Source organism: Comamonadaceae bacterium OTU4NAUVB1 (assembly GCA_024372625.1).
Lineage (GTDB): Bacteria > Pseudomonadota > Gammaproteobacteria > Burkholderiales > Burkholderiaceae_C > Variovorax.
The window spans coordinates 489,373-506,919 of the sequence record CP099605.1 but is presented as its reverse complement, the minus strand read 5'-3'; the positions used below and the strand labels follow the sequence as shown (position 1 = coordinate 506,919).

At 73.8% G+C, this 17,547-nt stretch carries 8 protein-coding genes and 1 pseudogene; 8 read left to right on the top strand and 1 reads right to left on the bottom strand.

Features of this window, described 5'->3' with window-relative positions; genetic code table 11:
• Positions 1-239: 239 nt before the first annotated feature.
• Positions 240-536, bottom strand: a complete 297-nt coding sequence (locus tag NF681_05705; protein UST54688.1) for a hypothetical protein — start codon at positions 534-536, stop codon at positions 240-242.
• A 175-nt stretch (positions 537-711) separates the two neighbouring features.
• Between NF681_05705 and ttcA the strand changes: the two genes are divergently transcribed.
• The 8 genes and pseudogenes from ttcA to NF681_05665 all read left to right on the top strand — a co-directional run bounded on the left by ttcA (position 712) and on the right by NF681_05665 (position 17,547).
• Complete coding sequence (gene ttcA / locus NF681_05700) at positions 712-1,641, top strand: tRNA 2-thiocytidine(32) synthetase TtcA (protein UST54687.1); 930 nt, start codon at positions 712-714, stop codon at positions 1,639-1,641.
• Between the two features lie 30 nt (positions 1,642-1,671).
• On the top strand, positions 1,672-2,367 hold the full coding sequence (locus NF681_05695) for a hypothetical protein (protein UST54686.1): 696 nt from the start codon (positions 1,672-1,674) through the stop codon (positions 2,365-2,367).
• Between the two features lie 43 nt (positions 2,368-2,410).
• On the top strand, positions 2,411-3,061 hold the full coding sequence (locus tag NF681_05690) for a histidine phosphatase family protein (GenBank protein ID UST55683.1): 651 nt from the start codon (positions 2,411-2,413) through the stop codon (positions 3,059-3,061).
• 771 nt (positions 3,062-3,832) lie between these two features.
• Positions 3,833-3,928: pseudogene (locus NF681_05685) on the top strand (polymer-forming cytoskeletal protein).
• A gap of 269 nt (positions 3,929-4,197) precedes the next feature.
• A complete protein-coding gene (locus NF681_05680; GenBank protein UST55682.1) occupies positions 4,198-10,890 on the top strand; it encodes an amino acid adenylation domain-containing protein in 6,693 nt (2,230 codons plus the stop codon).
• A gap of 83 nt (positions 10,891-10,973) precedes the next feature.
• Positions 10,974-15,947 carry an amino acid adenylation domain-containing protein gene (locus NF681_05675; GenBank protein ID UST54685.1) on the top strand — a complete coding sequence of 1,658 codons (4,974 nt, stop codon included), beginning with the start codon at positions 10,974-10,976 and terminating at the stop codon, positions 15,945-15,947.
• Positions 15,948-15,961: 14 nt separating this feature from the next.
• Positions 15,962-16,738, top strand: coding sequence for a 4'-phosphopantetheinyl transferase superfamily protein (locus NF681_05670; GenBank protein ID UST54684.1), 777 nt, complete (start codon positions 15,962-15,964; stop codon positions 16,736-16,738).
• Complete coding sequence (locus NF681_05665) at positions 16,735-17,547, top strand: alpha/beta fold hydrolase (GenBank protein ID UST54683.1); 813 nt, start codon at positions 16,735-16,737, stop codon at positions 17,545-17,547. Before NF681_05670 ends, NF681_05665 begins: the two co-directional genes overlap by 4 nt.

The window sequence follows — 17,547 nt, the reverse complement described above, 5'->3', positions numbered from 1 at the left end:
GCACCCGTGCACCCGTGCACCCGTGCACCCGTGCACCGCAAGGGTTGAAAGCTTTTTCCCTTGACCGACGAATGTGGTGGTGGGTCGTGCGCGGCGCGCCAGGCGCTGCTGGCGGCGCGCACCCGATCCGGTCGGGTCAGCGTGTCCGGTGTGTCGCGTTGGGGGTGGTGCGCCCGGGGCGTCGAGGCCCTGACCTGCTTCTTGCCGTGTTCACGGAAACACGCCGTCGTTGCGACGGTTCAGTCGAAGGAAATGATGCGCTGGAAGGCGTCGATGGCGCCGTCCTGGTCAAACAGGATGTCACCCGACAATCGATCGGGGCCTCGCGCTTGAGGTGGATGAGGGCGTCGGGCATCGTGCAGCGATCGGCGCCGCCCGACAGACATGACGACGTCGCCGTCGCTGAGCATCGAAAAGTCGTGAACGGCCTTGCCGGCCCATTTGACGATTTTTCGTTGAACCGCCAAGGCCGTGCGGGGCGGGACTGGCTTACTGGCCTGTGAGAGCGTCCCGAGGTGGTCGGCCTGCGGATTCACGCTGGCGTCCGGGATGGCGGTATCGTCTCAGCTCATCGCTCGATTTTCGCCGAGGGCATTCCTCTCAAGCGGCCCGGTTCGACCCGGGCACTTCCAAGTCCACCCGCACTCCGTAAACTTTCCGTCGGAGTCGATGGGTTGGGTCGGTCGGGTTCAAGATTGAAAAGGATTTGAAATGAGTGCCATCTGGATCGAGGACGAGGCCGCCGAGGCGGCGGCCGCTGGCGCGGCGGCGAGCGGATTGAAGCTCCAGCGCGAGACGCACAAGCTGGAGAAGCGGCTGTGCCGCCAGGTCGGCCAGGCCATCGTCGACTACAACATGATCGAGGCGGGCGACAAGGTCATGGTGTGCGTCTCGGGCGGCAAGGACAGCTACGCGCTGCTGGACATCCTGCTGAAGCTGCGCGCGCGCGCGCCGATCCACTTCGACATCGTCGCGGTCAACCTCGACCAGAAGCAGCCGGGCTTCCCGGAGGACGTGCTGCCGGCCTACCTCACCGCCCTGGGCGTGCCCTTCCACATCGAGGAGCAGGACACCTACAGCATCGTCAAGCGCGTGATCCCCGAGGGCCGCACCACCTGCGGACTGTGCAGCCGGCTGCGCCGGGGCATCCTCTACCGCGTGGCCGACGAACTCGGCGCGACCAAGGTCGCGCTCGGGCACCACCGCGACGACATGCTGCAGACCTTCTTCCTCAACATGTTCTTCGCCGCCAAGCTCAAGTCGATGCCGCCCAAGCTGGTGAGCGACGACGGCCGCCACGTCGTGATCCGCCCGCTGGCCTACGTGGCCGAGAAGGACACCGTGCGCTGGGCGCAGCACCGCGCCTTCCCGATCATTCCGTGCACCCTGTGCGGCAGCCAGGAGAACCTGCAGCGCCAGCAGGTCGCGCAGATGCTGCAGGAGTGGGAGCGCAAGCACCCGGGGCGCATCGAGAACATGTTCGGCGCCCTGCAGAGCGTGGCGCCCTCGCACCTGCTCGACCGCAACCTCTTCGATTTCCGGGGCCTCCAGGCGACCGGCGTGGCCGACCCCGAGGGCGACAAGGCCTTCGACGCGCCGGAATTCGCCGCGCCCTCGGCGCTGCGTATCGTCCAGCTCTGACCCCCTTTGCAGCCCCAGGAGACTCCGCCCATGGTCCAGCGCGCGCGATCGATCACCCTCCTCCTCGCCGGCACGCTCGCGCTCGGCGGCTGCGCCACCCGCTGGGTGGTCGACAGCCAGGTGCGCAGCTTTTCCGAGCTGCCCGCCGATGCCGCCGCGCGCGCGCCCGTGGCCTACCGCTTCGATCGCCTGCCGCTGCAGCAGCAGGGTCCGGAGGCGGCGCGCCAGACCGATGCGCTCGAAGCCTTCGCCATGCCGGCGCTCGATGCCGCCGGATTGCGGCGCGACGACGCCGCCGCGCGCTACAGCGTGCAGATCGGCGCCCGCGTGACGCGCGTGATCTCGCCCTGGGACGACCCGTGGCTCAACGGGGGCTGGGGCGGATGGGGGGGCTTCGGCTACGGCCGACCCTATTACGGCGGGTATGGCGGCTACGGGGGTTGGGGCAGGCGCGGCGGTTTCGGCGCCTGGGGCGGCGGCTTCGGCGGCTTCCCGCCGATGGCCAACCCCTGGTATGCCCGCGAGGTCAGCGTCGTGATGCGCGACCTGGGCACCCAGCGCGTGGTCTACGAGACGCACGCGCGCAACGACGGTCCCTATTCCGGCGACGCCGCCGTGCTGCCGGCGATGTTCCAGGCCGCGCTGCGCGGCTTCCCCACGCCGCCGCAGGGCGTGCGGCGCGTCGATGTCGAGGTCCAGCGCGCGGGCGCGGGCGCCGCGCGATGACCCGGACGGCATCGCGCGCCGTGGCGACAGCGGGCCGGCGGCATTGAACGCCACCCGCCTCGTCGTCGTGCGCCATGGCGAGACCGCCTGGAACGTCGACACCCGCATCCAGGGCCAGCTCGACATCGACCTGAACGACACCGGCCGGCGGCAGGCCCGCCAGGTCGCCGGCGCGCTGGCCGATCAGCCGGTCGACGCCCTCTACGCCAGCGACCTGGCGCGCGCCTGGCACACCGCCGGGGCCATCGCGCGGGCCACCGGAGCGGCGGCGGTGGCCGACACGGGACTGCGCGAGCGCGCGTTCGGGCATTTCGAGGGCCGCACCTTCGCCGAGATCGAGTCCCGGCTGCCGGAGGAAGCCCGGCGCTGGCGCACGCGCGACCCGGACTTCGCGCCGCCCCCGGACGGCGAGTCGCTGCTGACCTTCCGCGACCGCGTGACCGGCGCGGCGGCGGCGTTGGCCGCGCGCCACGTCGGCGGCCTGGTGGTGCTGGTCGCCCATGGGGGCGTGCTGGACATCCTCTACCGCGCGGCCACCGGCCAGGGCCTGCAGGCCCCCCGGACGTGGCATCTGGGCAACGCGGCCGTGAATCGCCTGCTCTGGACCCCGCAGGGATTCAGCCTCGTCGGCTGGGGCGACGTGGCCCACCTCGCCGAAGACGCCCGGGACGAGCACCTGGTCCCCCGGTCCTAGGCGGCGCGCGGCGTCCCGTCGCGTCCGCCCCCGCACACCCTCGGACGCCGACAGGCGCTCCGCCGGCGGCACCTGTAACCCAGGCTGTACGGCTTTGTTACTCTTTTTGACACGCCGATCAGGGGCTCATCCAATCGCGTGAGGCTTTTTGCTCTAAGTAAGCGAATTTACACTTACAACTGAGCTAATAGTATTCATGGGACTGAGCGATCGGTGCACAATATTCTTACCGCGCTGTCATAGTTGCAAATCCTGTCAAGCAGGGATTGGCAACCAATTGCGACCGAGGAATTTCCTTCCCCGGCGAAGGTGCACCGAACGGCTTGCGATTCCGGAATGGCCCGGCATAAAAACACATCATGAAAGTCCAGACTTCCGAACACCCTGTCTCCTCGACGGCCGATGGCGCGGCGGATGTCCGGGACGCCGGCTGGCTGGAACTGCCGACCGACTTCGCCCGCGCGACGCACGGCGCCGCGCCCTCGGCGTCCGACACCGTGCGCTTCGGCCTGGCGCCGGCCGAGGTCGAGGCGATCGAGGCCCTGGCGCGATCGCGGGGCTGCGGCGTCCGGTCGGTCTGCGCGGCCGCCTGGGGCGTCGTGCTGTCGCGCCTGGGTGGACTGGACCACTTTCTCGTCGGCGTCCGCGAGGACGCACCGGCGTCCGGCGGCGCCGCGTCCGTGCGGGCCGTGCGCGTCGACCTGCGCGGCGCGCCGTCGGCGGGCGACCTGCCGGGCCGGTTCGACGCCGCGCTGCGCGACGCCGCCACCGCCACTGTCACCACCACCGCCATCGGCATCGATGCCGCCACCGCCCTGCCGGCCGGCCTGGAATTCGGCGCCGCCCCCACGTCGGCGCCCGTCGGCGACCTGGTCCTGTGCCTGGACATCGGCGCCGGCCGCATCGACGCCGCGCTGCGCTTCTCGACCGGCCTGTTCACCCGCGCCACCGCCGAACGCTGGGCCGACGGCGTGCGCACCGTGCTGGCCGCCCTGCCCGCGCACGCCGAGCGTCCGCTGGCGACGCTGCCGACGATCGGCGCGGCCGAGCGGCGCCTGATCGAGGGCTTCAACGCCACCACGCCGGCCGCCGCCGCCGACGACGACGCGCTGCCCGCCGGCGACCTCGTCCACGCGATGGTCGAGGCGCAGGCCGCGCGCACGCCCGAGGCCGTCGCCGTGGTCCTGGGCGACGCGGCGCTGCGCTATGGCGAACTCGACGCGCGCGCCGACCGGCTCGCGGCCCGCCTGCGTGCGCTGGGCGTCGGCGCCGACGTGCCGGTGGCGCTCTACGTCGAGCGCAGCCTGGCGATGGTGGTCGGCCTGCTGGCCGTGCTCAAGGCCGGCGGCGCCTACGTGCCGCTCGACCCCAGCCACCCGCCGGAGCGCACCGCCACCGTGCTGGCCGGCGCCCGGCCGCGCGTGGTGCTCACGCAGGCCTCGCTCGCCGCCGCGCTGCCGGCCGGCGACGGCGACGGCGCGGCCACCGTCCTGCTGGACGCGGATTTCGCCGCCTTCGACCCCGCCGCCGCCCCGGCCGCCAGCGGCCCGGCCGCGCCGGTGACCGCGCGCGACCTCGCCTACGTCATCTACACCTCCGGCTCCACCGGCACGCCCAAGGGCGTGGCGATGCACCACGGCGCGCTGGCCAACCTGCTGCGCTGGCAGGCCGCGAACCCGCGCGTGGCCGCGCCGCAGCGCACGCTGCAGTTCGCCGCGCTGGGCTTCGACGTCGCCTTCCAGGAGATCTTCGCGACCCTGTCGGTGGGCGGCACGCTGGTGCTGATCGACGAGGCGGTGCGCCGCGACCCGCAGGCGCTGGCCGCCGTGATGCGCGCGCAGCGCGTCCAGCGCCTCTACCTGCCCTTCATCGCGCTGCAGAACATCGCCGACTTCATGGTCGCCGCCGACGAGGCGCTGCCCGACCTGCAGGACGTGATGACCGCCGGCGAGCAGCTCCACGCCAGCCCGGCCGTGCGCGCCTTCTTCGCGCGCCTGCCGGGCTGCCGCCTGCACAACCAGTACGGCCCGACCGAGAGCCACGTCGTGACGGCGCTGCAGCTGCCGGCCGACCCGGCGACCTGGGCCGCGCTGCCCGCCATCGGCCGGCCGATCGACCACTGCCGCATCCACGTGCTCGACGCGCGGGGCCGCACCGCGCCGCTGGGCGTGGCCGGCGAGATCCACATCGGCGGCGCCGGCGTGGCGCGCGGCTACCTGGACCGAGCCGACCTCACGGCCGAGCGCTTCGTCGCCGATCCGTTCTCCGCCGACCCGGCCGCGCGGCTCTACCGCACCGGCGACATCGGTCGCTGGCGCGCCGACGGCGAGATCGAGTACCTGGGACGCAACGACCACCAGGTGAAGGTGCGCGGCCACCGCGTCGAGCTCGGCGAGATCGAGAGCGTCCTGCTGACCCATCCGGCCGTGGCCGAGGGCGCCGTGCTGGCGCGCGCCGACGGCGGCGGCGACGCGCGCCTGGTGGCCTACGTGAGCGTGCAGCCCGGCGCGTCGGCCGACGAAGCGGCGTTGCGCGCCCACCTGGGCACGACGCTGCCGCCGTACATGGTGCCCTCGGCCTTCGTCGTGCTCGCCACGCTGCCGCGCTCGCCCAACGGCAAGATCGACCGCCGCGCCCTGCCCGCGCCGCTGGCCACCCGTCCCGACCTGGGCGAGCCCTTCGAGGAAGGCCGCACCGACACCGAGCGCGCGGTGTGCGCCGCCTTCGCGCGCGTCCTGGGCATCGACCGCGCCGGTCGCGCCGACAACTTCTTCGACCTCGGGGGCGACTCGCTGCGCGTGCTCAAGGTGCTGGCCGCGCTGCAGGCCGCCAGCCCGCGCCGCCTGTCGACCAACCTGTTCTTCCAGGACCCGACGCCCGCGGCCATCGCGCTCGCCATCGACGGCGAGGCCGACGCCGTGCCGGCGGCGCCATTGGCCGACCGCGCGCGCCTGGACGCCGCCGCCGCCGCCCAGGAACCGATCGCGCTGATCGGCATGGCCGGGCGCTTCCCCGGCGCGGACGACGTCGAGGCCTTCTGGGCCAACCTGCGCGAGGGCCGCGAATCGATCCGCTTCTTCGACGACGCCGAACTCGACGCCGGCGTGAGCGCCGCCCTGCGCGCCGACCCCGACTACGTGCGCGCCCGCGGCGTGATCGACGGCGCCGACCGCTTCGACGCCGCCTTCTTCGGCATCAACCCGAAGGAAGCGACGCTGATGGACCCCCAGCAGCGCGTCTTCCTGGAGATCTGCTGGGAGTGCCTGGAGCGCGCCGGCCATGCGCCGGACCGCCAGCGGCGCCCGGTCGGCGTCTTCGCGGGCATGCACAACGCGACCTACTTCCAGCGCCACGTCGCGCCGCGTCCCGACCTGATCGAGGCCGTGGGCGAGTTCACGGTGATGCTGGGCAACGAGAAGGACTACGTCGCCACCCGCGTGGCGCACCGCCTGAACCTCACCGGCCCGGCGATCAGCCTGAACACCGCCTGCTCGACCTCGCTGGTGGCCATGGCGCAGGCCTTCGCCGCGCTGCGCTCGGGCCAGTGCGACATGGCCCTGGCCGGCGGCGTGGCCATCACCTGCCCGCCCAACAGCGGCTACCTCCACCAGGAGGGCGCGATGCTCTCGCCCGACGGCCACACGCGCAGCTTCGACGCGCGCGCCCAGGGCACGGTCTTCAGCGACGGCGCCGGCGTGGTGCTGATGAAGCGCTTGTCGGACGCCCAGGCCGACGGCGACACCATCTACGCCGTGCTGCGCGGCGTTGGCGTGAACAACGACGGTGCCACCAAGGCCAGCTTCACCGCCCCCAGCATCGACGGCCAGGCCGCCGTGGTGTCGATGGCGCTGGCCTCCGCCGGCGTCGACGCGCGCAGCATCTCCTACGTGGAGGCGCACGGCACCGCCACGCCGATGGGCGACCCGGTCGAGGTCGCCGCCCTGGCGCGCGCCTATGCCCGCCACACGGCCGACAGCGGCTTCTGCGCCATCGGCTCGGTCAAGAGCAACGTCGGCCACCTGCTGATGGCCGCCGGCGCGGCCGGCGTCATCAAGACGGCGCTGGCGCTGCACGAGGAGCGCCTGCCCGCGACGCTGCACCACGAGGCCGCCAACCCGGCGATCGACTTCGCGGGCACGCCGTTCCACGTCAACGCGCGCCTGACCGACTGGCCGCGGCGCGCCGGCGCGCCGCGCCGCGCGGGCGTCAGCTCGTTCGGCGTCGGCGGCACCAACGCCCACGTGATCCTGGAGGAGGCGCCGCTGGCCGTGCCGACCGAGCCGGTCGCCGGTCCGCGCCTGCTGACCCTGTCGGCGCGCACGCCCCGGGCCCTCGCGGCCATGCGCGAGCGGCTGGCCGACCACCTGGGCGCGCATCCGGGCATCAACCTCGGCGACGTCGCGCACACGCTGCGCGTCGGGCGCAAGGCCTTCGCGCACCGCCTGGCGCTGGTGGCCGACGGCGTGGCCGAGGCGATCGATGTCCTGCGCGACGCGACCTCGCCCTGCGCGATCGCCGGCGCCACGGCCCCGCGCCAGCACGACCCGGTGCTGATGTTCCCCGGCCAGGGCGCGCAGTACGCCGGCATGGGCCGCACGCTGTACGTGCACGACGAGACCTTCCGCGCCGCGCTCGACGAGGCCTTCGCCGCCTTCGCGGACGTGCTGTCCTTCGACCTGCGCGAGGCCCTGTTCTCCGACGACGCCGCCGCGCTGGCACCGACTTCGGCCACCCAGCCGGCCACCTTCGCGCTCGAGTACGCGCTGGCCCGCCGTGCCCTGCACCTGGGCCTGCGCCCGGCGGCCATGATCGGCCACAGCGTGGGCGAGTTCGCCGCCGCCGTCATCGCCGGCGTGATGTCGCTGGCCGACGCGGCGCGCCTGGTCGCCCGGCGCGGCGCGCTGATGCAGGCCCTGCCGGCCGGGCGCATGCTGTCGGTGCGCCTGGTGGCCGACCGGCTCGCGCCCTACCTCGCCGACGCCGCCCAGGGCGTGTCGCTCGCGGCCGAGAACGGCCCGTCGGCCTGCGTCGCCGCCGGCCCGGCCGCCGGCATCGCGGCACTGCAGGCCCGGCTGGAGGCCGACGGCGTCGCCGCGCGGCCGCTGCAGACCTCGCACGCCTTCCACTCGGCCATGATGGACGCCGCCGTCGCGCCCTTCGAGGCGCTGGTGCGCGGCGTGGCCCTGAGCGCGCCGAACCGCACCATCGTCTCCACGCTGAGCGGCCGCGTGCTCACCGCCGCCGAGGCCACCGACCCCGCCTACTGGGCGCGCCACCTGCGCGAGCCGGTGCGCTTCTCCGGCGCGGTGCGCACCGCGCAGGCCGAACTCGCGCAGCCCCTGTTCATCGAGCTGGGCCCGCGCGCCACGCTCGCCACCCTGGCGCGCCAGCACGCCGTCGCGGGCAAGCCGGCCGTCGCCGTGGCGCTGCTGGCGGACACGCCGGCCAGCGAACTGGTGGCCTTCGAGCTCGCGCTGGGCCGCTTGTGGACGCTGGGCGTCGAGCTCGACCTCGACAGCCTCGACGCCCGCGAGCGCAAGGCCCGCCTGCGCCTGCCGACCTACCCGTTCGAGCGCCAGCGCCACTGGGTGGACATCGCCACGCCCGCGCCGACCCCCGTGCCCGCCGCCCCCCTCATCGATTCGACCCCGGAGCCTTCCATGCCCACCGCCCACACCCTCCCCGCCACCCGCCGCACCGCGCTGCACACCAAGGTGCGCGAACTGTTCGAGGACATCTCGGGCACGCCCATGGCCGATGCCGAGGGCGCCACGCCCTTCATCGACCAGGGCCTCGACTCGCTGGTGCTGACGCAGGCCGCGCTGCAGGTGAAGAAGCATTTCCGCATCAACATCACCTTCCGCCAGCTGATGGAAGGCTGCCGCAGCTTCGACCTGCTGGTCGACCACCTCGACCAGGCGCTGCCGCCGGAGCCCGTGGCGGCGCCGGTCGCCGCGCCCGTGGCCGCGGTCGCCGCGCCGGTGGCGATCACGGCAGCCCCGGCCGCGCCGGTGGCCGCACCGGTGGCGATGGCGGTGGCGCTGCCGGCCTTCGCGCCGGCCGCCGCGCCGCGCGCCGACGCGCCGATGCTCCAGCAGCTCATCGCCCAGCAGATGCAGCTCATGCAGCAGCAGCTCGTGCTGCTGTCGGGCGCGCCGGCCGCCGCCGTGCCCATGGCGGTGGCCGCGCCCGTGGCGCCCCCCGGGCCCGCGGCCGCCACCGCGCCCGTGGCCGTGCCGGCCCCAGCCGTCGCGGACCCGGCCGAGGTCAGCGGCGGCGTGAGCTACGACGTCAAGAAGGCCTTCGGCGCCATCGCCCGCATCCACACCGCGCCCAACCGCGAGATCACCGGCCGCCAGCAGACCCGCCTGGACGCCTTCGTGCGCCGCTACGTCGAGCGCACCGCCAAGAGCAAGGCCTTCACGGCCGACAACCGCCCCCACATGGCCGACCCGCGCGTGGTCAACGGCTTCCGCCCCGCCACCAAGGAGATCACCTACCAATTGGTGGTCGACCGCTCCAAGGGCTCGCGCGTCTGGGACATCGACGGCAACGAGTACGTCGACGTGCTCAACGGCTTCGGCATGAACCTGTTCGGCTGGCAGCCCGACTTCATCAACGAGGCGCTGCACCGCCAGCTCGACCAGGGCTACGAGATCGGCCCGCAGCATCCGCTGGCCGCCCACGTGAGCGCGCGCATCTGCGAGTTGACCGGCTTCGACCGCGCCGCGCTGTGCAACACCGGCTCCGAGGCCGTGATGGCGGCCATGCGCATCGCCCGCACCCACACCGGGCGCAGCACCATCGTGCTGTTCGCCGGCTCCTACCACGGCACCTTCGACGAGGTGCTGGTGCGCGCCGGGCGCGGCGCGCGCGGCATCCCGGCCACGCCGGGCGTGATGAGCGGCGTCTTCGGCGACGTGCGCGTGCTGGACTACGGCACGCCCGAGTCGCTGGAGTTCATCCGCGAGAACGCCGACGAGCTCGCCGCCGTGCTGGTCGAGCCGGTGCAGAGCCGCCGCCCCGACTTCCAGCCGCGCGAGTTCCTCCAGGCGGTGCGCGCCATCACCGAGCAGAGCGGCGCCTGCCTGATCTTCGACGAGGTCATCACGGGCTTCCGCGCCCACCCGGGCGGCGCGCAGGCGATGTTCGGCATCCGCGCCGACCTCTCCACCTACGGCAAGGTCATCGGCGGGGGCATGCCCATCGGCGCGGTGGCCGGCAAGCGCGAGTTCATGGACGCCCTGGACGGCGGCGCCTGGAACTACGGCGACGACTCGATCCCCACCGTGGGCGTGACCTACTTCGCCGGCACGTTCGTGCGCCACCCGCTCACGCTGGCCGCGGCCAAGGCCTCGCTCGATCACATGGCCGCCGCCGGCGGCGCGCTGCAGGCGCAGCTCAACCTGCACACCGCGGCCATGGCCGACGAGCTGACGGCGTTCTGCCGCGAGGTCGGCGCGCCCCTGGAGATCCGCCACTTCGCCTCGCTGTGGCGCGTGAGCTGGCTGGAGGACCACCCGCTGCAGGACCTGCTGTTCGCCATGATGCGCAGCCGCGGCGTGCACATCCTGGACAACTTCCCCTGCTTCATGACCACCGCGCACACCCGCGACGACATCGCCACCATCAAGTCGGCGTTCAAGGAATCGGTCGCCGAGATGCAGCAGGCGGAGTTCCTGCCCGGGCGCGCCATCGCGCCGCGCGGCTTCGACGCCGCCAACCCGCCGGTGCCCGACGCCCGCCTGGGCCGCGACAAGGACGGCCAGCCCGCCTGGTTCGTGCCCGATCCGGCCGCCCATGGCAAGTACGTGAAGCTGCAGGCCTGAGCCGTCCCCTCCTTCCGAAGCGCCCGATCCGGACCATGCATTCCTTCTCGCCCCTCCCCGCCGCCGAAGCCGCCTCAGCCACCATGAACACGACCCGTGAAGAGGACGATTTCGACCCGTTCGCCGCCGGCGCCATCGAGCAGACCTCGCCGGCCACCGAGGCCCAGCGCGAGGTCTGGCTGGCCGACCAGCTCGGCGAGCAGGCCTCGCTGGCCTACAACGAGTCGCTCACGCTGCGCCTGCGCGGGGCGCTCGACACGCCGGCCCTGGTCACCGCCTTCGACGCCCTGGTCGCGCGCCACCCGGCGCTGCGCGCCACCTTCTCCAGCGACGGCAGCCAGCTGCTGATCGGCGAGCCGGCGCCGCTGCAGCTGGCCGAGCACGACCTGCGCGCGCTCGCCCCGGCGCAGCAGAAGCGCGCGCTGGAGGCCGAATGCGCCGCCATCGTGCGCGAGCGCTTCGACCTGGCCAACGGGCCGCTGTTCCGCGCCGCGCTCTACCACCTCGCGCCGATGGAGTACCTGCTGGTGATGAGCGCGCACCACGCGGTGTGCGACGGCTGGTCGTGGGGCGTGATCGCCGACGACCTCGGGCGGCTCTACGCCGAGCGCATCGGTGCCGGCCCGGCGCTCGACCCCGCCCCGGGCTACCCGGCGTACGCCGCCTGGGAGGCGGCCGAGGCCGAGAGTCCCGACATGCAGGCGCACGTCGCCTACTGGCTGGGCAAGTACGACGGCACCAGCCTGCCGGTGCTGGAACTGCCGCTGGACCGCGCCCGCCCGGCGGTGCGCACCTTCGCCTCGCAGCGCATCGACCACGCGCTCGAGCGGCCCCTGATCGACGCCCTGCGCCGCACCGGCGCGGGCGCCGGCGCCAGCCTGTACGCCGTGCTCTTCAGCGGCTTCGCGGCGCTGCTGCACCGCCTCACGGCGCAGGACGACATCGTCGTCGGCATCGCCGCGGCCGGCCAGATGGCGGCCAACATGCCGCGCCTGGTGGGCCACTGCGTGAACCTGCTGCCGCTGCGCGTGGCGGTGGACGACACGCTGGCCTTCGACGCGCTGATGCGCAGCTCGGGCAGCCAGCTGCTCGACGCCTTCGAGCACCAGGGCCTGACCTACGGCTCGCTGCTGCGGCGCCTGCCCATGACGCGCGACGCGAGCCGCCTGCCGCTGGTCAGCGTGCTGTTCAACGTCGACCGCGACGCCGCGCCCAACGCCGGCAGCTTTCCCGGCATCGAGGCCGAGCAGGGCAGCCTGCCGCGCGCCTGCGAGAACTTCGAGCTGTTCGTGAACATCGCGCCGACGGCCACGGGCATGCAGGTCGAGCTGCAATACAACAGCGACCTGTTCGACCGCGCCACCATCGCGCGCTGGCTCGACGCCTACGAGTGCCTGCTGCGCAGCGCCGTGGCCGACCCGGCGCGCCGCGTCGGCCGCCTCGACCTGCTCGACGCCGCCGGCCTGGACGCGCTGCGCTCGCTGCAGCCGGCGCCCTGGCCGCCGCTGGAGGCGGCCCTGCAGACCATGCACGCCGCCTTCGCCGCCCAGGCGCAGGCCGAGCCGGCGCGCCACGCGCTGCGCTTCGAGGGCCTGTCGCTGAGCTACGGCGAACTCGACGCCCAGTCCAACCGGCTGGCGCGCGCCCTGCGCGCGCGCGGCATCGGCCGCGGCGCGCTCGTCGGGCTGTGCCTGCCGCGCGACGCCGGCATGGTGATGGCGCTGCTGGCGGTGCTCAAGACCGGCGCCGCCTACGTGCCGCTGGACCCCGACTTCCCGCCGGCGCGCCTGGACTACTACGCCCAGGACGCCGGCCTGGCGCTGCTGCTGACGCTGTCGGACGTGGCGACCGCGCCGCGCGCCTGGCACCCCGAGGCCGCCGCGCGCACCCTGGCGCTGGACACCGAGCGCGCCTGGCTCGACGAGTCCGACGCCGCGCTCGCGCCCGGCGCGCTCGACGCCCGCCCCGGCGACGTCGCCTACGTCATCTACACCTCCGGCTCGACCGGCAAGCCCAAGGGCGTGGCGGTGCCGCACGGCGCGGTGGCGAACTTCCTGCGCAGCATGCGCCACGAGCCGGGCATCGACCGCAACGACCGGCTGGTGGCCGTGACCACGCTGTCCTTCGACATCGCCGTGCTCGAACTGATGCTGCCGCTGTCGGTGGGCGCCGAGGTGATCATCGCCACGCGCGAGGTCGCCATGAACGGCACCGCCCTGGGCGAGCTGATCCACGCGAGCGGCGCCACCATGCTGCAGGCCACGCCGGGCATGTGGCGCCTGCTGCTGGAGGCGGGCTGGCAGCGCCGCGTGCCGTTCAAGGCGCTGGTGGGCGGCGAGAGCCTGCCGGGCGACCTGGCGCACGCGCTGCTGCACGCGGCCGGCGAGGTCTGGAACATGTACGGCCCGACCGAGACCACCATCTGGTCGACGCTCTGGCGCGTCGACCCGGCGCTGGTCGGGCGCACCGGCGTGTCGATCGGCCGGCCGATCGCCAACACCACCGTCTGGATCCTCGACGAGCACCTGCAGCCGCTGCCCCCGGGCGTGCCGGGCGAGCTGTGCATCGGCGGCGACGGCCTGGCCACGGGCTACCTGCACCGGCCCGACCTCACGGCCGACCGCTTCGTCACGCTCGACCTGGGCGACGGACGGCCCACCCGCATCTACCGCACCGGCGACCGCGGCCGCTGGCGCAGCGACGGCCTGCTCGCGCACCTGGGGCGCAACGACTTCCAGGTCAAGGTGCGCGGCTACCGCATCGAACTCGGCGAGATCGAGTCACGCTGCAACGAACTGCCCGGGGTGACCAGCAGCGTCGTGCTGGCGCGCGAGGACAAGCCCGGCGACGTGCGCCTGGTGGCCTACCTGGCCACCGTGGCGGGCGCCGCCATCGATCGCGGCGCGCTCGGCGAGCACCTGCGCAAGAGCCTGCCGCAGTACATGCTGCCCCAGCACGTGGTGACGCTCGCGGCGCTCCCGCTGCTGCCCAACGGCAAGGTCGACCGCAAGGCGCTGCCCGCGCCCACGGCCACGCCGCACTCGGCGGCGGCCGCGCCGGCGCGCATCGCACCGCGCAACGACCGCGAGCGCACCGTGCTGGGCATGATGGAGGAGGTGCTGCACACCCCGGGCCTGGGCGTGGTGGACGATTTCTTCGCGATGGGCGGCCACTCGCTGCTGGCCGCGCGCCTGGCCGTGCGCATCGGCACCGCCTTCGGCCTCCAGCTGCCGCTGGGCAAGGTGTTCGAGGCGCCCACGGCCGAGCGCATGGCCGCCGAGATCGCGCGCATCCAGGCCAGCGGCACGCAGCTGCAGATCGCCATTCCGCGCCAAGCCCACCGCCACGTCGCGCCGCTGACGCTGGAACAGCAGCGCATGCGCTTCGCCGAGGAACTGCACCCGGGCACGACGGCGTTCAACACGCCTTCGGTCCACCGCCTCACCGGCCCGCTGGACCGGGCGCTGTTCGAGCGCGCGCTGCGCCTGGTGGTGCGCCGCCAGGACGCGCTGCGCACGGCCGTCGTGCCGGCCCTCAACGCCGAGGGCTGGCACCAGCGCATCGACGACGCGGTGGCCTTCGAACTGCCCTTCGAGGACCTGGGCGCGCTCGACGCTCCGACGCGCGAGGCCGAGATGCGCCGCCGCGCGCAGGCCGTGATCGACACCCCCATCGCCACCGGCGCGGCGCCGCTGTTCCGCTGCGCGCTCTACCGCCTGGGCGCGCAGGAGCACGTCTTCCTGTTCATGGCGCACCACCTGGTGTGGGACGGCTACTCGTTCGACGTGCTCTACCGCGAGATGGCCGCGCTCTACGGCGCCCTGGTCGCCGGCGGGGACGCCGAGGCGGCGCTGCCGGAGACGACGGTGAGCTACGGCGACTTCGCCGCCTGGCAGGCCCGCTGGCTCGAGGGCGCCGACGCCGAGCGCCAGCGCGCCCACTGGCGCGCCCGCCTGGCCGCGGCGCCGGTGCTGACGATGCTGGCGCCCGACACCCCGGCGCGTCCCGGCACGCCCGGCGAGGGCCGCAGCGAACACCTGAGCGTGCCCGGCGAACTCTCCGAGGCCCTGCGCGACATGGCCCGGCGCCACAACCTGACGCTCAACATGGTGCTGATGGCCGCCTACGGCACCGCGTTGGCCCACGCCATCGGCCAGCCGGCGGTGGGCATCGGCATGCCGGTGCGCGGGCGCATCGTGCCCGAGCTGGAGGACGTGATGGGCTTCTTCGTCGGCCTGGTGCCGGTGCTGCTGGAGGCGCGCCCGGAGCTGTCGTTCGCCGACTTCGCCGCCGCCCTGCGCACCGAGGTGACCGGCGCGCTGGCCCACCAGGACCTGCCGTTCCAGCACCTGACGCAGCAGGCGGGCACGGCGCAGCGCCGCGCCGGCCTCTACCAGGCGGTGTTCTCGTTCCAGGACACCCGCGAGCGCCAGCGCCACTGGGGCCCGCTCGCCCACGACATGGTGATGATGTTCCAGAAGGGCCTGACCGACGACCTCGGCCTGTGGCTGCTGGACCGTCCCACCGGGCTGGAAGGCTTCTTCGTCTACAACGCCAGCCTCTACACGGCGGCCACGGCGGCGGCGTTCCGCCAGAGCTTCCTCGACATCCTGGCGGCCGTCGCGGCGAGCCCGGCGACGCGCCTGGGCGACCTGGCACGTCCGGCGGCGGTCCTGGCGCAGGCCGCCGCGACGCGCGCGGCGGCGCCCGCGCCGGCCACCGGCGCGCCGGCGCTGCTGCAGCCCGAGCAGGCGCGCCTCGCGCAGCTGTGGGCCAGCGCCCTGGACATCGACGTCAACGAGATCCGCCCGGACGACAACTTCTTCGACCTCGGCGGCGACTCGCTCATGGCGATGCGCGTGGTGCAGAACTCGCAGCAGGTGCTGGGCCATCGCGTGGAGCCCCGGCGCTACGTGTTCGAGAGCCTGGCGCAGCTCGCGACCCGGCCCGCCGCCTCGACGACGGTGCCCGGCGCCCTGGACGCGGCCGAGGCCCCCGCCCCGGCGCGGGTCGGCCTGCTCGGACGCATGTTCCAGGGCTGGGGCCGCAAGGGCTGAACGGGCATCACGCCATGACGACGACGCGCCCCGTACCGCTGCCGTCGACCGGCATCGCCGCGTCGGTCTGCGCCGTCTGGCGCATCGACCTCGACCAGCCGCCCACCGAGGCCATGCGCGCGCGGCTGTCGCCCGCCGAGCGCGCGCGCGCGGAACGCTTCGTCTTCGAGCGCGACCGCAACCGCCACGTCGTCGCGCACGCCGCGCTGCGCGAACTGCTGGCGCGGCGCACCGGCCGCCACGGCGTCCTGCTCGACATGGTGGAGACGACGCACGGCAAGCCGGTGCTCGCCGCCCCGGCGACGCCACGGGCGCCCGCGCCGCACTTCAACCTGAGCCACAGCCTCGGGACCGGTCTGGTGGCGGTGTCGGACACGCACGAGGTCGGCGTCGATGTCGAGGTGCTGCGGCCGATGGCGGACTGGGCGGCCCTGGCGCGCAGCTACTTCGCACCGGGCGAGCGGGCGGCGCTGGCGCGCCTGGCGGCGCGCGACCCGCTGCGGGCCGAGCACGCGTTCTTCGTCTGCTGGACGCGCAAGGAAGCCTGCCTGAAGGCGCTGGGCCTGGGCCTGCAGCTGGCCACCGACGGTTTCGAGGTGGGCGTCGAGGGCCTGGAGGGCGAGGCGCTCGACCTCGACATCGAGACGCCGGAGGGCACCCAGCGGCTGCGCCTGCGGTCCTTCTCCTGCACCGCGGACGCCGTCGGGGCGCTCGCGCTGCGCATTCCCCGGGACGCGCCCCGGCCTGTTTCCGCGTGCGTCGGCACGCACGCAATGAAGATCCTGTCATGACTCCCCTGATGTTCGGCCCGGCCTCGCGTCGGCTTTTCGGCCTCTACCACCCCGCCGAGGAAGGCCGCGCGATGCGCGGCGCGGTGCTGGTCTGCCCGCCCTTCGGCCAGGAGGCGCTGCGCTCGCACCGCTTCTTCAAGGTGCTGGCCGACCGGCTCGCGCGGGCCGGCTTCTCGGTGCTGCGCTTCGACTACCACGGCACCGGCGACTCGCCGGGCGAGGACGACGACGGCGACCTCGAAGGCTGGTCGCGCGACGTCGTCGCCGCGCACGAGGAACTGCGCCGGCTCTCGACCACGCCGGCGGGCACGCCGCCGGTCAACTGGCTGGGCGTTCGCCTGGGCGGCACGCTCGCCCTGCTGGCGGCACGCCAGGCGCGCCCGGCGCTCGACCGCCTGGTGCTGTGGGAGCCGGTCATGGACGGTCCGGCCTACACGCGGATGCTGCGCGAATGGCATGTGCATTCGCTGGAGATCTCCTACTGCATCCCGGAGCCGTCGCTGCGCCGCCAGCTCGCGAGCGATGAGAATGCCTTCGTCACCGAGGCCTCCGGCTTCGGCGTCTCGGCCCGCCTGCGCGGCCAGCTGCTGCGGCTGCAGCCCGGGGAACTCCGCTGCGAGGCGACGGGTCGTACCACCGTCATCGCCCGTCCCGGCGACAAGGCCGTCGCGCAATGGGCGCGCCTGCAGCCCGCGGCACGCGTGCTCGACTTCGATCATCCGCTCGACTGGAACTCCGACCCCGGCAGCAGCAATGCCATGGTGCCCTCCGAAGCGCTGAAACAACTACTCGCAACGATGAATGAGTGA

Coding starts and splice junctions, on each gene's coding strand:
- NF681_05680 (UST55682.1), top strand. CDS start 4,198: ATGGTCGAGGCGCAGGCCGCGCGCACGCCCGAGGCCGTCGCCGTGGTC.
- NF681_05665 (UST54683.1), top strand. CDS start 16,735: ATGACTCCCCTGATGTTCGGCCCGGCCTCGCGTCGGCTTTTCGGCCTC.
- ttcA (UST54687.1), top strand. CDS start 712: ATGAGTGCCATCTGGATCGAGGACGAGGCCGCCGAGGCGGCGGCCGCT.
- NF681_05695 (UST54686.1), top strand. CDS start 1,672: ATGGTCCAGCGCGCGCGATCGATCACCCTCCTCCTCGCCGGCACGCTC.
- NF681_05670 (UST54684.1), top strand. CDS start 15,962: ATGACGACGACGCGCCCCGTACCGCTGCCGTCGACCGGCATCGCCGCG.
- NF681_05675 (UST54685.1), top strand. CDS start 10,974: ATGAACACGACCCGTGAAGAGGACGATTTCGACCCGTTCGCCGCCGGC.